Source organism: Mycobacterium sp. SMC-13 (assembly GCF_045311035.1).
Classification (GTDB): Bacteria; Actinomycetota; Actinomycetes; order Mycobacteriales; family Mycobacteriaceae; genus Mycobacterium.
The window spans coordinates 440,149-455,446 of the sequence record NZ_JBJIAI010000001.1; the positions used below are offsets into that span (position 1 = coordinate 440,149).

At 68.4% G+C, this 15,298-nt stretch carries 14 protein-coding genes and 1 pseudogene; 12 read left to right on the forward strand and 3 right to left on the reverse strand.

Features of this window, described 5'->3' with window-relative positions:
• The 4 genes from uvrC to whiA are packed head-to-tail and all read left to right on the forward strand — an operon-like array spanning position 1 to position 4,985.
• Positions 1–2,007 carry an excinuclease ABC subunit UvrC gene (gene uvrC / locus ACJH6I_RS02235; RefSeq protein ID WP_267325430.1) on the forward strand — a complete coding sequence of 669 codons (2,007 nt, stop codon included), beginning with the start codon at positions 1–3 and terminating at the stop codon, positions 2,005–2,007.
• Positions 2,008–2,038: 31 nt separating this feature from the next.
• The gene (gene rapZ / locus ACJH6I_RS02240) at positions 2,039–2,944 is read left to right on the forward strand and encodes an RNase adapter RapZ (RefSeq protein ID WP_064985626.1); all 906 of its coding nucleotides are present in this window, start codon (positions 2,039–2,041) and stop codon (positions 2,942–2,944) included.
• Complete coding sequence (yvcK, locus tag ACJH6I_RS02245) at positions 2,941–4,011, forward strand: uridine diphosphate-N-acetylglucosamine-binding protein YvcK (protein WP_406783656.1); 1,071 nt, start codon at positions 2,941–2,943, stop codon at positions 4,009–4,011. Before rapZ ends, yvcK begins: the two co-directional genes overlap by 4 nt.
• Entirely contained in the window at positions 4,008–4,985 is a 978-nt protein-coding gene (gene whiA, locus ACJH6I_RS02250) for a DNA-binding protein WhiA (protein WP_029105256.1), read from the forward strand. Before yvcK ends, whiA begins: the two co-directional genes overlap by 4 nt.
• 3 nt (positions 4,986–4,988) lie before the next feature.
• Here the strand turns inward: whiA and ACJH6I_RS02255 are convergent, their stop codons facing one another.
• Positions 4,989–5,555, reverse strand: a complete 567-nt coding sequence (locus tag ACJH6I_RS02255; RefSeq protein ID WP_406783657.1) for a TetR/AcrR family transcriptional regulator — start codon at positions 5,553–5,555, stop codon at positions 4,989–4,991.
• Between the two features lie 59 nt (positions 5,556–5,614).
• On the opposite strand from ACJH6I_RS02255, the gene ACJH6I_RS02260 reads away from it, so the two are divergent.
• From ACJH6I_RS02260 to tpiA, 4 genes are all read left to right on the forward strand, one after another.
• The gene (locus tag ACJH6I_RS02260; RefSeq protein ID WP_406783658.1) at positions 5,615–6,577 is read left to right on the forward strand and encodes an NAD-dependent epimerase/dehydratase family protein; all 963 of its coding nucleotides are present in this window, start codon (positions 5,615–5,617) and stop codon (positions 6,575–6,577) included.
• A 132-nt stretch (positions 6,578–6,709) separates the two neighbouring features.
• Positions 6,710–7,729, forward strand: a complete 1,020-nt coding sequence (gap, locus tag ACJH6I_RS02265) for a type I glyceraldehyde-3-phosphate dehydrogenase (RefSeq protein ID WP_406783659.1) — start codon at positions 6,710–6,712, stop codon at positions 7,727–7,729.
• A gap of 24 nt (positions 7,730–7,753) precedes the next feature.
• Positions 7,754–8,980 carry a phosphoglycerate kinase gene (locus tag ACJH6I_RS02270; RefSeq protein WP_406783660.1) on the forward strand — a complete coding sequence of 409 codons (1,227 nt, stop codon included), beginning with the start codon at positions 7,754–7,756 and terminating at the stop codon, positions 8,978–8,980.
• Positions 8,981–8,983: 3 nt separating this feature from the next.
• Positions 8,984–9,769 (forward strand): triose-phosphate isomerase, encoded by a 786-nt coding sequence (gene tpiA / locus ACJH6I_RS02275; protein ID WP_406783661.1) that lies wholly within the window; start codon positions 8,984–8,986, stop codon positions 9,767–9,769.
• Between the two features lie 4 nt (positions 9,770–9,773).
• On the opposite strand, the gene ACJH6I_RS02280 is transcribed toward tpiA, so the two are convergent.
• On the reverse strand, positions 9,774–10,082 hold the full coding sequence (locus tag ACJH6I_RS02280) for a hypothetical protein (protein WP_138249162.1): 309 nt from the start codon (positions 10,080–10,082) through the stop codon (positions 9,774–9,776).
• Positions 10,083–10,251: 169 nt separating this feature from the next.
• Between ACJH6I_RS02280 and secG the strand changes: the two genes are divergently transcribed.
• The 4 genes from secG (at position 10,252) to ppc (ending at position 14,467) form a co-directional block, all read left to right on the forward strand.
• On the forward strand, positions 10,252–10,488 hold the full coding sequence (gene secG, locus ACJH6I_RS02285; RefSeq protein WP_029105032.1) for a preprotein translocase subunit SecG: 237 nt from the start codon (positions 10,252–10,254) through the stop codon (positions 10,486–10,488).
• Positions 10,489–10,697: 209 nt separating this feature from the next.
• Complete coding sequence (locus ACJH6I_RS02290; RefSeq protein ID WP_406783710.1) at positions 10,698–11,267, forward strand: MspA family porin; 570 nt, start codon at positions 10,698–10,700, stop codon at positions 11,265–11,267.
• Positions 11,264–11,605: a hypothetical protein gene (locus tag ACJH6I_RS02295; protein WP_082761709.1), complete on the forward strand. Its 342-nt coding sequence runs from the start codon at positions 11,264–11,266 to the stop codon at positions 11,603–11,605. The genes ACJH6I_RS02290 and ACJH6I_RS02295 overlap by 4 nt, the downstream gene beginning before the upstream one ends.
• A gap of 54 nt (positions 11,606–11,659) precedes the next feature.
• A complete protein-coding gene (gene ppc, locus ACJH6I_RS02300; protein ID WP_061000929.1) occupies positions 11,660–14,467 on the forward strand; it encodes a phosphoenolpyruvate carboxylase in 2,808 nt (935 codons plus the stop codon).
• Between the two features lie 5 nt (positions 14,468–14,472).
• On the opposite strand, the pseudogene ACJH6I_RS02305 reads toward ppc, so the two are convergent.
• Positions 14,473–15,298 (reverse strand): annotated as a pseudogene (locus tag ACJH6I_RS02305) (AAA family ATPase).

Consider the following 15,298-nt stretch of genomic DNA (forward strand, 5'->3'; position numbering starts at 1 on the left):
GTGCCTGATCCATCGACGTACCGGCCTGCGCCGGGAACCATCCCGTTGGAACCGGGGGTGTACCGGTTCCGGGATCCGCACGGTCGGGTCATCTATGTCGGCAAGGCCAAGAGCCTGCGCAGCCGGCTGAACTCGTATTTCGCCGACCTGTCGGCACTCGCGCCGCGAACCCGGCAGATGGTCACCACGGCCGGCAGCGTCGAGTGGACGGTCGTCACGACCGAAGTCGAAGCGCTGCAACTGGAGTACAACTGGATCAAGGAATTCGATCCGCGATTCAACATCCGCTACCGCGACGACAAGTCGTACCCCGTGCTGGCGGTGACCCTCAACGAGGAGTATCCGCGGCTGTTCGTCTACCGCGGCCCGCGGCGCAAGGGCGTGCGGTACTTCGGCCCGTACTCGCACGCCTGGGCCATCCGCGAGACGCTGGATCTGCTCACCCGGGTGTTCCCGGCGCGCACCTGCTCGAACGGAGTGTTCAAGCGGCACAACCAGATCGGTCGGCCCTGTCTGCTGGGCTACATCGACAAGTGCTCGGCGCCGTGCGTCGGGCGGGTGACCGCCGCCGAGCACCGCAAGATCGTCGACGACTTCTGCGACTTCCTGGCCGGTAAGACCGACCGACTGGCGCGGGACATGGAACAGCAGATGGCCGAGGCCGCCGAGGAACTGGAGTTCGAGCGGGCGGCGCGGCTGCGGGACAACATCTCGGCACTCAAGCGGGCGCTGGAGAAGCAGGCCGTGGTGCTCGGTGACGGCACCGACGCCGACGTGGTGGCCTTCGCCGATGACGACCTGGAAGCCGCCGTGCAGGTGTTCCACGTCCGCGGTGGCCGGGTCCGGGGTCAGCGTGGCTGGGTCATCGAGAAGTCCGGCGAACCGGGGGAGTCCGGCGAGGACTATCTGGTGAGCCAGTTCCTCACGCAGTTCTACGGCGATCAGGCCGAACTGCGCGGCGCCGGGCCGGCCGATGAGACCACCAATCCGGTGCCCAAAGAGGTTCTGGTGCCGGTACTTCCGGACAACGCCGACGAACTCGCCGTCTGGTTGTCCGGGCTGCGGGGTTCGCGCGTGCAGCTGCGGGTGGCGCAGCGCGGCGACAAGCGTGCGCTGGCGGACACGGTGCAGCGCAACGCGAAGGACGCGCTGGCGCAGCACAAGCTCAAGCGGGCCGGCGACTTCAACGCCAGATCCGAAGCGCTGCAGAGCATCCAGGATTCGCTGGAGCTCGACGATGCGCCACTGCGCATCGAGTGCGTCGACATCAGTCACGTGCAGGGCACCGATGTGGTGGCCTCGCTGGTGGTGTTCGAGGATGGCCTGCCGCGCAAGTCCGACTACCGGCACTACGCGATTCGTGAGGCCGCGGGTGGCGGCCGGTCCGACGACGTCGCGTCCATCGCCGAGGTCACTCGCCGGCGCTTCGCGCGCCACGTCGCCGACACCCAGGTGCTGGAGAACGCAGACGTGACCGACGCCACCGAAACCCCGGTACGGCCAAAGCGATTCGCGTATCCACCCAACCTGTTCGTGGTCGACGGCGGTGCGCCGCAGGTGAACGCGGCGGCCGCGGTGCTCGACGAATTGGGCGTCACCGATGTGGCGGTCATCGGGCTGGCCAAACGCCTGGAAGAGGTGTGGGTTCCCGAGCAGCCGGACCCGCTGATCATGCCGCGCAACAGCGAGGGCCTGTATCTGCTGCAGCGCGTGCGTGACGAAGCCCACCGGTTCGCCATCAGCTATCACCGCAGCAAACGGTCGAAGCGGATGACGGCGTCGGTGCTCGACGCGATCCCCGGCCTGGGTGAACATCGGCGCAAGGCATTGGTCACCCACTTCGGTTCGGTGGCACGGTTGAAGGAGGCCGGCGTCGACGAACTGACCGCGGTGCCGGGCATCGGGGCGGCGACGGCGCAGGCGGTGGTGGATGCGCTGCGGTCCGATTCCCAGCCGGATTCTGGGGCGGCGCCGACGGTTATCGGCAATGATCGGACAGAGCAGTGAGCGCGCAGCACCAGTCGATGAGCAGCGGGGGATGGACGAAGTCGTGACGGACGATCAGATGGACGGTGCTGCCGGTGAGATCGACGTGGTTCTGGTCACGGGTCTGTCCGGCGCCGGGCGCGGCACCGCCGCCAAGGTGCTCGAGGACCTCGGCTGGTACGTCGCCGACAACCTGCCCCCGGAGCTGATCACCCGGATGGTCGAGCTGGGTCTGGCTGCCGGATCGCGCATCACCAAGCTGGCCGTGGTGATGGACGTCCGGTCCCGCGGCTTCACGGGCGACCTCGATTTTGTGCGCCGTGAATTGGCGACTCGCAGCGTCTTCCCGCGGGTGCTGTTCCTGGAGGCGTCGGACGACATCCTGGTGCGCCGCTACGAGCAGAACCGGCGCAGTCACCCCCTGCAGGGCAACCAGACCCTCGCGGAAGGCATTGCCGCCGAACGGAGATTGCTGGAGTCGGTGCGCGCCACCGCCGATCTGATCATCGACACCTCGACACTGCCGGTGCCGGCGCTGCGGGCCAGCATCGAACGCGCCTTCAGCGGGGAGGCCGTCGCCGGGACGAGCGTGACCGTCGAGAGTTTCGGCTATAAATATGGTCTGCCGATGGACGCCGACACCGTGATGGATGTCCGGTTCCTGCCGAATCCGCATTGGGTCGACGAGTTGCGGCCCCATACCGGGCAGCATCCGGCGGTTCGGGACTACGTGCTGGGACAAGAGGGCGCCGCCGAGTTCCTGGACACCTACCATCGGCTGCTGGGGGTTGTGATCGACGGCTATCGCAGGGAGGGGAAGCGCTACATGACCGTGGCCATCGGCTGCACCGGCGGCAAGCATCGCAGTGTGGCGATCGCCGAGGCGCTGGCCAACCGGCTACGTGGCGGTGACCACCTGACCGTGCGCGTGCTGCACCGGGATCTGGGGCGCGAATGACGGAGGATCGGGCTCCCGCGCGCATCGTCGCGCTCGGCGGCGGGCACGGCCTGTACGCGACGCTGTCCGCGGCCCGTCGGCTGACGCCGCACGTCACCGCCGTCGTCACCGTCGCCGATGACGGCGGGTCGTCGGGCCGGCTGCGTTCCGAACTGGACATCGTGCCCCCGGGTGACCTGCGAATGGCGTTGGCGGCCTTGGCATCTGACAGTCCGCACGGGCAGTTGTGGGCCACCATCATCCAGCACCGCTTCAACGGCAGCGGCGCGCTGGCCGGTCACCCGATCGGCAACCTCCTGCTCGCCGGCCTCAACGAGGTGCTCGCCGACCCGGTCGCGGCGCTCGACGAGCTGGGCCGGATCCTGGGGGTCAAGGGCCGCGTGCTGCCGATGTGTCCCGTCGCGTTGCAGATCGAGGCCGACGTGTCCGGGCTCGAGGCCGATCCGCGGATGAGCCGCGTGATCCGCGGTCAGGTCGCGGTCGCCACCACACCGGGCAAGGTGCGGCGGGTCCGGCTGCTGCCCGGCGATCCGCCGGCCACCCGGCAGGCCGTCGACGCCATCATGTCGGCCGACCTGGTGGTGCTCGGTCCGGGCTCGTGGTTCAGCAGTGTGATCCCGCATGTGCTGGTGCCCCAGCTGCTGGCTGCCCTGCAGGCGACGTCGGCGCGCCGGGCCCTGGTGCTCAACCTCGCCGCCGAACCGGGGGAGACCGCCGGGTTCTCCGCCGAACGGCACGTGCACGTGCTGTCGCAGCACGCCCCGGGCCTGACGGTGCACGACATCATCGTCGACGCGGCGAGTGTCCCCAGTGAACGGGAACGCGACCAACTGCGCCGGGCGGCCTCGTTTCTCGAGGCTCAGGTCGAGTTTGCTGACGTATCCCGACCTGGTACACCTTTGCATGACCCGGCACGGCTTGCGGCAGCGCTCGAGCGGGTGCGTCTCAATGGCAGCGCACCGGCCCGGCCCGCATACGAGCCACCCACTCCCGCCGCTCGGTCGGCCGACGGATTCCGTCAGCAGCCGGCCCCTGAAGGACCAAGAGGTGACGATTCGTGGCGATGACGTCGGAAGTGAAGGACGAGCTGAGCCGGCTGGTCGTCAACTCGGTGACCGCACGCCGGGCCGAGGTGGCGTCGCTGCTGCGCTTCGCCGGCGGCCTGCACATCGTGGCCGGACGCGTCGTCGTCGAGGCCGAGGTCGACCTGGGCAGCATCGCCCGGCGCCTGCGCAAGGACATCTACGACCTGTACGGATACAACGCCGTCGTGCACGTGCTGTCGGCCAGCGGCATCCGCAAGAGCACGCGGTACGTGGTGCGCGTCGCGCAGGACGGTGAGGCACTGGCGCGTCAGACCGGCCTGCTCGATCTGCGCGGCCGGCCCGTGCGTGGCCTGCCGGCCCAGGTGGTCGGCGGCAGCGTCGGCGACGCCGAGGCGGCGTGGCGCGGCGCGTTCCTCGCGCACGGTTCGCTGACCGAGCCCGGACGGTCGTCGGCGCTGGAGGTCAGTTGCCCCGGACCGGAGGCGGCGCTGGCGTTGGTCGGTGCGGCCCGCCGGCTCGGGGTCAGCGCCAAGGCACGCGAGGTCCGCGGCAGCGACCGCGTGGTGGTGCGCGACGGCGAGGCCATCGGTGCGTTGCTGACCCGGATGGGCGCCCAGGACACCCGGCTCAATTGGGAAGAGCGGCGGATGCGCCGCGAGGTGCGCGCCACCGCCAACCGGCTGGCCAACTTCGACGACGCGAACCTGCGTCGGTCGGCGCGGGCGGCCGTCGCGGCCGCGGCACGCGTCGAGCGGGCGCTCGACATCCTCGGCGATACGGTGCCCGACCACCTTTCGGCCGCGGGTCGGTTGCGTGTCGAGCACCGGCAGGCGTCGCTCGAGGAGCTGGGCCGGCTGGCCGACCCGCCGATGACGAAAGATGCTGTCGCAGGCCGGATTCGGCGCCTGCTGTCGATGGCCGACCGGAAGGCCAAGCTGGAAGGTATTCCGGACACCGAGTCGGCCGTCACCCCGGACCTGCTCGACGACGCCTAGCCGCTACGGTTCGGTCAGTAGCCCGTTCACCACTCGAGTGACGCTGCGGCCCACAGCGTCCCCGTCTGGTTGCCCCGCCACCGCGGCCGCCAGGGCTATGCCGTCGAGGCAGGCGATGAGTTCGGCGGCACGCGCGGGCGCCGCCGGTAGGCCGAGTTCGGCGATCCGGTCCTCCAGCCACTTCTGTAGATAGCCGCTGGCTGCAGTCAACGTCTGGTGTATTTCGGGCTGCCTGGCGGATTCCAGGAGCAACTCGTGACGGGCGAGCACAAGCAGCCCACCCTCCGCCGTCCAGGCGCAGACGGCTTGCGCGGCGAGCGCGGCGAGTTCCTGAAGGGTGAGCTGGGCACGTTCTTCGAGCGCCGGTCCCAGCTCGCGCTGCGTCCGGGCGACGAGGTGCTCCGCGCACGCCTGGAGCAGGGCGGAGCGGGTGCGGAAGTAGTACGACGTCGAGCCTTCGGGCAGGCCGGCCAGCTGATCAACCGCCCGATGCGTCAGGCCGCGCGCACCCCTGGTCGCGAGCGCGGCGATGGCGGCCTCAGCCACGACCGTACGACGATCTTCAATCACGCGCGTCTCCTCTCTACTTTTGTAGAGTACTATCCTCTACAAAAGTAGAGGATGAGGACATGGGTATTCACGTTGTCGTAGGAGCAAATGGAGCCGCCGGCTCGGTGGTGTGCACCGAACTATCGGCGGCGGGCCACACCGTGCGGGCCGTCAGCCGGAGTGGGCGCGGCGCGCCGCCGGGAGTCCAAGCGATCGCGGCCGACGCGACGGACACCGGGCAGATGATCGAGGTCTGCGGTGGCGCCGACGCCATTTACCACTGCGCGCTGCCGCCCATGGACGCGTGGCTGCCCACATATGTGGACATGGCGACGTCGCTCATCAGTGCGGCCGGTTACGTCGGGGCCCGGTTGGTGTACGCGGACGACACCTGGATGTACGGCAAGGTCGACGGCCCGATGCGGGAAGACTCGCCGATCCGCCCGGTGGCCTACAAGGGGGCCCTGCGCGCGCTGGTCGCCGAAATGATTTCCGCGGCGCACATGCGGGGGCAGACCGAGACGGTCATCGGTCGCGCCGGTGAGCTCTACGGTCCGCGGGTGGTGTCGCTCGTTGCGTCCAACGTCTTCGCCGCCGCACTCACAGGGCGGCGTGCCGTGTGGCCGGGGGACCCGGACATGCCGATAACCCCGACCTACATCGGCGATTTCGGCAGGGCGCTGGCCGATCTCGGGCAGCGAGCCGGTGTCGGGGGCGAGGTGTTCCACGTTCCGGTCGCCGCGCCGACCACCGGACGCGCCTTGATTGCCATCGCCGGGCGGCAGGCCGGTACCACGCCCGGTGTCGGGCGCATGACGGCGAGAACGGTTCGACTACTGAGTCCCTTCGTTCCGCTGGTCCGCGAAGGCGGCGAGTTGCTCTACCAATTCGAACGGCCATTTGTCTTGGACGACAGCAAGTTTCGTGAACTCACCGGCCTGACGGCCACAGGCTGGGACGACGGCATCCGCGGGACACTCGACTGGTTCCAGGCCGATCCGGAACGGACCCGGTACCGGCTGCTTCCGCGAAGGCTCAACTGAGCTCGGGACGGTAGGACATCTCCGACTCGCTGGGCGCGGGTCCGGTACCGCACGTGAGGTTCCTCACCGCACTAGGCTGGCTGAGGATTCACCGCATGACCTGTCCAGGAGTACCGGCGAGGGAGCACAGCAGTGACTATTCGGATCGGCGTCAATGGTTTCGGGCGTATCGGGCGTAACTTTTTCCGGGCCCTGGATGCGCAAAAAGCGGGGGGTAAGAACGCCGATCTGGAGATCGTGGCGGTCAATGACCTGACCTCGACCGATGCGTTGGCGCATCTGTTGAAGTTCGATTCGATCCTGGGCCGGTTGCCCTATGACGTCCGCGCTGATGGCGACACGCTGATCGTGGGTGAGACCAAGATCAAGGCCCTGGCGGTCAAGGACGGCCCGGCGGCGTTGCCGTGGGGCGATCTGGGTGTGGACATCGTGGTCGAGTCCACCGGTATCTTCACCGACGCCGCCAAGGCCCGCGGCCACCTGGAGGCGGGGGCCAAGAAGGTCATCATCTCCGCGCCGGCGACCGGTGAGGACATCACCATCGTGATGGGGGTCAACGACGACAAGTACGACGGCAGTCAGGACATCATCTCGAATGCCTCGTGCACCACGAACTGTCTGGGCCCGATCGCCAAGGTCTTGAACGACGAGTTCGGGATCGTGCGCGGCCTGATGACCACGATCCACGCCTACACCCAGGATCAGAACCTGCAGGACGGGCCGCACAAGGATCTGCGCCGGGCCCGCGCGGCGGCGATCAACATCGTGCCGACCTCCACCGGCGCGGCCAAGGCCATCGGCCTGGTGCTGCCCGAACTCAAGGGCAAGCTCGACGGGTATGCGCTGCGGGTGCCGGTGCCCACCGGCTCGGTCACCGACCTGACCGCCGAGCTCGGCAAGTCCGCGTCGGCGGCGGAGATCAACGCCGCGATGGCGGCCGCGGCCGAGGGGCCGCTCAAGGGGATTTTGAAGTACTACGACGCGCCGATCGTGTCGTCCGATATCGTCACCGACCCGCACAGTTCGCTGTTCGATGCGGGACTGACCAAGGTCATCGACAACCAAGCCAAGGTCGTGTCCTGGTATGACAACGAATGGGGCTACTCCAACCGCATCGCCGATCTGGCCGCGCTGGTCGGCAAGTCGCTGTAGACGGCACGTAAGAGAAAGACAGGTATGAGCATCAAGACCCTCGATGAGCTGTTGGCCGAAGGCGTAGAGGGGCGGGGCGTCCTGGTCCGCTCCGACCTGAACGTCCCGCTCGACGAGAACGGCAACATCACCGACCCGGGCCGGATCATCGCGTCGGTCCCGACGCTGGCCGCGCTGGCCGATGCCGGCGCCAAGGTCGTCATCACCGCGCACCTGGGCCGGCCCAAGGGCGGACCGGACGCCAAGTTCTCGCTCGCGCCGGTCGCCGCCGCGCTGGGGGAGAAGCTGGGCCGGCACGTCCAGCTCGCCGGTGACGTTGTCGGCACCGATGCGCTCGCCCGCGCCGAGGGTCTGACCGACGGCGACGTGCTGCTACTGGAGAACATCCGGTTCGACCCGCGCGAGACCAGCAAGGACGATGCCGAGCGCGCGGCCCTGGCCCGCGAGCTGGCGGCTCTGGTCGAGGGTCCCGACGGCTCGCCCGGCGCATTCGTCTCCGACGGCTTCGGCGTCGTGCACCGCAAGCAGGCCTCGGTGTACGACGTCGCGAACATCCTGCCGCACTACGCCGGCACGCTGGTGGCCACCGAGGTCAAGGTGCTCGAGCAGCTGACCAGCTCGACCGAACGGCCCTATGCCGTCGTGCTCGGCGGCTCCAAGGTGTCCGACAAGCTCGCCGTCATCGAGAACCTCGCCACCAAGGCCGACAGCATCGTCATCGGCGGCGGCATGTGCTTCACCTTCCTTGCAGCCCAAGGGCTTTCGGTCGGTACCTCGCTGCTGCAGGAGGAGATGATCGACACCTGTAAGCGGCTGCTGGACACCTACGCCGACGTCATCCACCTCCCCGTCGACATCGTGGTGGCCGACAAGTTCGCCGCCGACGCCGAACCGGAGACCGTGGCTTCGGACCGCATCCCGGACGGCAAGATGGGCCTGGACATCGGCCCGGAGTCGGTCAAGCGCTTCACCGCGCTGCTGTCCAACGCCAAGACCGTGTTCTGGAACGGCCCGATGGGCGTCTTCGAGTTCCCGGCCTTCGCCGACGGCACCCGGGGCGTCGCCGAGGCCATCATCACCGCAACGTCCAAGGGCGCGTTCAGCGTCGTCGGCGGCGGCGATTCGGCTGCCGCGGTGCGCCAGCTCGAACTGGCCGAGGACGGCTTCTCGCACATCTCGACCGGTGGCGGCGCGTCGCTGGAGTACCTCGAGGGCAAGACCCTCCCGGGCATCGAAGTGCTGGGGTCGTAGAACATGGCACGCAAGCCGCTCATCGCCGGCAACTGGAAGATGAACCTCAACCACTTCGAGGCCATCGCGCTGGTGCAGAAGATCGCATTCGCCTTGCCGGACAAGTACTTCGCCAAGGTCGACGTCACCGTCCTGCCGCCGTTCACCGATCTGCGCAGTGTGCAGACGCTGGTCGACGGCGACAAGCTCCTGCTCACCTACGGTGCGCAGGACGTGTCCCAACACGACTCCGGTGCCTACACCGGTGAGATCAGTGGCGCGTTCCTGGCCAAGCTGGGCTGCACGTTCGTCGTCGTCGGGCACTCCGAGCGCCGGATCTACCACCACGAGGACGATGCCCTGGTGGCCGCCAAGGCCAAGGCCGCGCTCAAGCACGGCCTGAGCCCGATCGTGTGTATCGGTGAGGGGCTCGACATCCGCGAGGCCGGTAATCACGTCGAGCACTGCACCGCTCAGCTGCAGGGCTCGCTGGCCGGGCTGTCGTCCGAGCAGATCAGCCAGGTCGTGATCGCCTACGAACCCGTCTGGGCCATCGGCACCGGCCGGGTCGCCAGCGCCGCCGACGCGCAGGAGGTGTGCGCCGCGGTCCGCTCGACGCTGGCCGAGCTGGCCTCGCCCGAGATCGCCGCGACCGTGCGTGTGCTCTACGGCGGCTCCGTCAACGCCAAGAACGTCGGCGAGCTGGTGGCGAAGCCCGACATCGACGGCGCACTCGTCGGGGGTGCGTCACTCGACGGCGAGCAGTTCGCGACGCTGTCGGCGATCGCCGCAGGCGGTCCGCTGCCCTGACGGGCTAGTTCGCCGGCTCCAGCACCATGGTGGGCAGGTTGCCCCTGTTGATTCCTCCGGGCAGTGGTCGGCTCGTGGTGGTCAACGGGGCGTCCGCCGCCTTGGCGGGCGGTGCGTGGCAGCCTGTCTCCGGATCCATGCCAGGGATGCCGCCGGACTCGATGCAGCACAGATCGGCATTCCGGACGGTCTTCTTCATGCAGTTGTCGTACGCCTCGATGTCCCAGGTGTCGTCGCTGGGCGCGGCGATCGACACCGGGGCCGTGGTGACGGCCAATGCGGCAGCCAGCAAAGTGGCTGAAGCAAGTTTCACGACGGACATGTTGGCCTCCAAACAGGCCGAGTAGTGGATGTTGATCTGTCCATGGTGCGCCGTCGCCGCGCCCGCTGCGGCCGAATCAGCAACGCAATTGTGGTGACGGCGACGACGCGACGGCGGACCGCGGCCGGGTGACGGCGCTCCACCCGGTAAGCTGTGGCTCATGATTTTGGCCCTGCAGATCACGTTGATCATCACCAGTGTGTTGGTTGTGTTGCTGGTGTTGCTCCACCGGGCCAAGGGTGGCGGTCTGTCGACGCTGTTCGGCGGCGGTGTGCAGTCCAGCCTGTCGGGCTCCACCGTGGTCGAGAAGAACCTCGACCGGCTGACCTACTTCATCACCGGCATCTGGCTGGTGTCGATCATCGGCATCGCGCTGCAGATCAAGTACGGCGCCTAGCCTCGGACTTCACGAACCGGCCACGCCTGTCAGGCGTGGCCGGTTCTGTTTGTCTGACAGCAAGTACCCAGCGTTCGCTGGGCCGGCGCTTATGTCGATGACAGGGCGCACTTAGCGCCGGCACCTACGCTCGCCGCGTGGTGCATCTTCTTCGTATCGGCGCAGGCGCGGTGGTGCTGCTCTGCGCGGCCGGTGGCGTGGCCCCGGGTATGGCGGCGGCCGATCCACTCCCGGTCGCCGACGTCCGGCAGGCCGTCAACACCGAAGACGGTTGGCGCCTTGGGGTTTCGCTCACCCAGATGACCGTCAACTCGGTCCCGAACATGGCTGCGACGGCTTTCACGCGAGAAGGTTTCGTCACCGGCCGGGCCGAGGCGTCCATCGACGGCAGCGGCTCGTCGGCGGTCAACAACGGGACGCTGATCGTCGGTCTGCAGCTCGGTTGCGAGGTCGACCTCAGCGAGGGCGCCAGTGTCGGCGGGGACGCCGACATCGGCATCAACCCGGGTTTCAGCGGAAACGTGCTGAATGCCATCGGCCCGTATGCCGATCTGGGAGGCAACGTCTCGGTGAACCTGCTGCCGGGCACGATCACCAACGTGGTGCTGGGCAAGAAAGCGCTGAAAGGCCGCACCGGCGGCATCACCGTGCACGACGCCCACGTCAAGGTCGACGCCTGCGGCGGGGCGGTGGCCATCCGGTTCTTCTCGACGGTGACCATCGACACCGATCAGAACGACGACAGCGTGAATGCCTACGGGGACATCCTGCAGCTATGAGTGCCGTACGAATGGTCGGCGTCGCGGCATCGGCCTGGTTCTTGGTTTGTGCGCCGGCTGCCCGGGCCGACTGCACCGGCGCGGGGGACTTCGGCGCCGGGTCGGGATGCGCGCCCCCGGGTGGCGGCAGCTCGTCGGCGAAGGCGTGGCCGCCGACGTCGGTGGATTGGCCGCCGAACGTGGATGCCGACAGCCCCGGCGGTAGCGGCGACGCCGGCGATTCGAAGCCAATTGTGTTGCCCGACGGACAGAAACCATCGACCACGACGCCGCGTGCGAGCGCGCCTGCCACGCCCACCACGTCGTCGCCGCCGATCGTCCCGGTCGGCCCGCCGTGATCGTGCCGAACCGCCTGCCCTGCGCGAGCGGCGTCGGCCGTCGATACTTGGGTGATGGCAGACGTTCCGAACGCTCCTGACACCACGCTGCTGCCGATCGGATCGGTTCAGCGCACCGAACTGGGCCGTGAGGCCACCGAACCGATGCGCGAAGACATCCGGTTGCTCGGCGCCATTCTCGGCGACACGGTGCGCGAGCAGAACGGTGACGCGGTCTTCGATCTGGTGGAACGGGCGCGGGTGGAATCGTTCCGGGTGCGACGCTCCGAGATCGACCGGGCAGAGCTGGCGGCGTTGTTCTCCGGCATCGACATTCATCAGGCCATCCCGGTGATCCGGGCGTTCACGCATTTCGCACTGCTGGCCAACGTCGCCGAGGACATCCACCGGGAACGGCGGCGTGCCGTCCACGTCGCGGCGGGCGAGCCGCCGCAGGACAGCAGCCTGGCCGCGACGTACCGCAAGCTGGACGAAGCCGGGGGATTGGACGGGGCGGCGGTCGCCGACGCGCTGCGCGGTGCGCTGGTCTCGCCGGTGATCACCGCCCATCCCACCGAAACCCGGCGGCGCACCATCTTCGACACCCAGAACCGGATCACCGAACTGATGCGACTGCGGTTGCACGGGCACAACCTGACGCGTGAGGGCCGCGACCTCGAGACCGAACTGCGCCGGCACATCCTCACCCTGTGGCAGACCGCGCTGATCCGCCTGTCGCGGTTGAAGATTCAAGACGAGATCGCCACCGGGCTGCGCTATTACCCGGCCGCGTTCTTCGACGTCATCCCGCGCGTCAACGCGGAGGTGCGCGGCGCGCTGCAGGCCCGCTGGCCGGGTGAGCCACTGCTGGAGACGCCGATCCTGCGGCCCGGCTCGTGGATCGGCGGTGACCGCGACGGCAACCCCAACGTCACCGCCGACGTGGTGCGCCTGGCGACCGGCAGCGCGGCCTACACCGCGTTCGACCGGTACTTCGCCGAACTCCTTGCGCTGGAACACGAATTGTCGATGTCGGCGCGGCTGGTGCGGGTCAGCGATGCGCTGCAGGCGCTGGCCGACCAGCATCCCGAGCCGACGCACGCCGACGAACCGTACCGCCAGGCGCTGCACGTGATCCGCGCGCGCCTGACGGCCACCGCCGCCGAGATCCTCGACCGGCAACCCGAGCACGAGCTGGACCTCGGCCTGCCGGAGTACACCGCGCCGGCCGAGTTGCTCGCCGACCTGGACGTCATCGACGCGTCGTTGCGCGCCGGTGGCACCAGCGTGCTGGCCGACGACCGGCTGGCCCGGTTGCGAGAGTCGGTGCGGGTCTTCGGTTTCCACCTCTGTGGGCTGGACCTTCGGCAGAACTCCGAAGTGCACGAGCAGGTGGTGGCCGAGCTGCTGGCGTGGGCCGGGGTACACCCCGACTACGCATCATTGCCGGAAGATGAGCGGGTCGCCGTCCTGGTGTCGGAGCTGTCCACGCGCCGGCCGTTGGTGGGGCGCGACGCCCGGCTGTCGGAACTGGCTCGCAAGGAACTGGACATCGTCGCGGCGGCTGCGCGGGCCGTCGAGGTCTTCGGGCCCGAGGCCGTCCCCAACTACATCATCTCGATGTGTCAGTCGGTGTCGGATCTCCTCGAGGCCGGGATACTGCTCAAAGAGGCCGGCCTGCTCGATGCCGCGGGGTCCGAGCCGTACAGCCCGGTCGGCATCGTGCCGCTGTTCGAGACCATCGACGACCTGCAACGCGGATCGGCCATTCTGGAAGCGGCCCTTGCGATTCCGTTGTACCGATCGATCGTCACCGCCCGCGGCGACCACCAGGAGGTCATGCTCGGCTACTCCGACTCCAACAAGGACGGCGGCTACCTGGCAGCCAACTGGGCGCTGTACCGGGCCGAGCTCGATCTCGTGGAATCGGCCCGCAAGACCGGAATCCGGCTGCGGCTGTTCCATGGCCGGGGTGGCACCGTCGGCCGCGGCGGCGGCCCGAGCTACGACGCGATCCTCGCCCAGCCGCCCGGTGCGGTCCGGGGCTCGCTGCGCATCACCGAGCAGGGTGAGGTGATCGCCGCCAAGTACGCCGAACCGCATGCCGCACATCGCAATCTGGAGACCCTGCTCGCGGCGACCCTGGAGTCGACGCTGCTCGACGTCGAAGGGCTCGGCGACGCCGCGGCACCCGCCTACGACGTGCTCGACGACCTCGCCGCCCGCGCGCAACGGGCCTACAGCGAATTGGTGCACGAGACACCGGGATTCGTCGAGTACTTCAAGGCGTCGACACCCGTCAGCGAGATCGGTGCGCTCAACATCGGCAGCCGCCCGACGTCCCGCAAGCCGACCACTTCGATCGCCGATCTGCGGGCCATCCCGTGGGTGCTGGCCTGGAGCCAGTCGCGTGTCATGCTGCCCGGCTGGTACGGCACGGGAACGGCGTTCGAGGAGTTCATCGAAAACACCGACGGTGGCCTCGAGGTGCTGCAGGATCTGTATGCGAGATGGCCGTTCTTCCGGACCGTGCTGTCCAACATGGCGCAGGTGCTCGCGAAGTCGGATCTCGGCCTGGCAGCACGGTATTCGGAGCTCGTGGACGACGAGGCCCTGCGCCACCGGGTGTTCGACAAGATCGCCGCCGAACATGAGCGCACCATCCGGATGCATGCCCTGATCACCGGACACGACGACCTGCTCGCCGACAACCCCGCCCTCGCGCGGTCGGTGTTCAACCGGTTCCCGTACCTCGAGCCGCTGAACCACCTCCAGGTCGAACTGCTGCGCCGCCACCGCTCGGGCGACGAGGATGAACTCGTGCAGCGCGGCATCCTCCTGACCATGAGTGGCTTGGCCACCGCGCTGCGAAACAGCGGGTAGCCGACTCAGGCTGCGCGGTCGGCCAGTGTCACCGCGACGGATCCGCCGACCATTCTCGCCTTGATCACGATGCGCGCGGTCGGCGTCGTGCGGCCGCGGAGTACACACTCGGCTGCCGGTGCGATGAGGTGGGATCGGATGGTTCTGCGCAACCCACGGGCACCGTAGATCGGGTCGAACCCACAGTCTTGCAAGAACTGCACCACGGTTTCGTCGACATGGAGTTCGACAGATTCGCGGGCCAGCCGCGCGGTGAACAACTCCACTTCGCGCCGGGTGACCTGCCGGGCCGTCGAGGTGCTGCCTCAGCTGGCCGCTGTCGAGTACGTGCAGCAGTGCACGGATCACCGTGGGGTCCGCTTTCTCGACCTCGTCGAAGAGCACTATGCCGGGTGTGTACGGATCGCCTTCGATCTTGTTCTTGTCGAACAGGGTGAAGGATTCCTTGCTTCCGGCGTATCCCGGTGGTGCCCCGGAGAACGACGCGGCGTAGTGCTCCTGGGCCAGGGCGGCCATGTCGATTCGGCAGAGGTCGTCGGGCCCGGTGCGGATCTCGGCGGCGACCTGGCGGACCAGTTCGGTCTTGCCGATCCCGGTCGGCCCGACCAGCAGCACGCTGGCCAGCGGGCGGCCGGGATCTGCGATACCGGCATGTGCGATCGACAATGCCCGGGCGACGGCGCCGACGGCCTCCGGTTGCCCCAGTATCCGCTGCCCGAGTCGGTCGGCGAAGGCGTCGGGATCGAACCCGGCGACCGATTTCACGGCGACGTCGTTGGCGCGCTGCCGCGTCGCGTTCTGATCGTGAAACATGTCGGTGAGGTAGGGCAC

Bases quoted from the DNA above. Each gene is read 5' to 3' on its own strand.
- rapZ (WP_064985626.1), top strand. From the start codon at position 2,039: ATGGACGAAGTCGTGACGGACGATCAGATGGACGGTGCTGCCGGTGAG.
- yvcK (WP_406783656.1), top strand. From the start codon at position 2,941: ATGACGGAGGATCGGGCTCCCGCGCGCATCGTCGCGCTCGGCGGCGGG.
- whiA (WP_029105256.1), top strand. From the start codon at position 4,008: ATGACGTCGGAAGTGAAGGACGAGCTGAGCCGGCTGGTCGTCAACTCG.
- ACJH6I_RS02260 (WP_406783658.1), top strand. From the start codon at position 5,615: ATGGGTATTCACGTTGTCGTAGGAGCAAATGGAGCCGCCGGCTCGGTG.
- ACJH6I_RS02270 (WP_406783660.1), top strand. From the start codon at position 7,754: ATGAGCATCAAGACCCTCGATGAGCTGTTGGCCGAAGGCGTAGAGGGG.
- tpiA (WP_406783661.1), top strand. From the start codon at position 8,984: ATGGCACGCAAGCCGCTCATCGCCGGCAACTGGAAGATGAACCTCAAC.
- secG (WP_029105032.1), top strand. From the start codon at position 10,252: ATGATTTTGGCCCTGCAGATCACGTTGATCATCACCAGTGTGTTGGTT.
- ACJH6I_RS02290 (WP_406783710.1), top strand. From the start codon at position 10,698: ATGGCGGCGGCCGATCCACTCCCGGTCGCCGACGTCCGGCAGGCCGTC.
- ACJH6I_RS02295 (WP_082761709.1), top strand. From the start codon at position 11,264: ATGAGTGCCGTACGAATGGTCGGCGTCGCGGCATCGGCCTGGTTCTTG.
- ppc (WP_061000929.1), top strand. From the start codon at position 11,660: ATGGCAGACGTTCCGAACGCTCCTGACACCACGCTGCTGCCGATCGGA.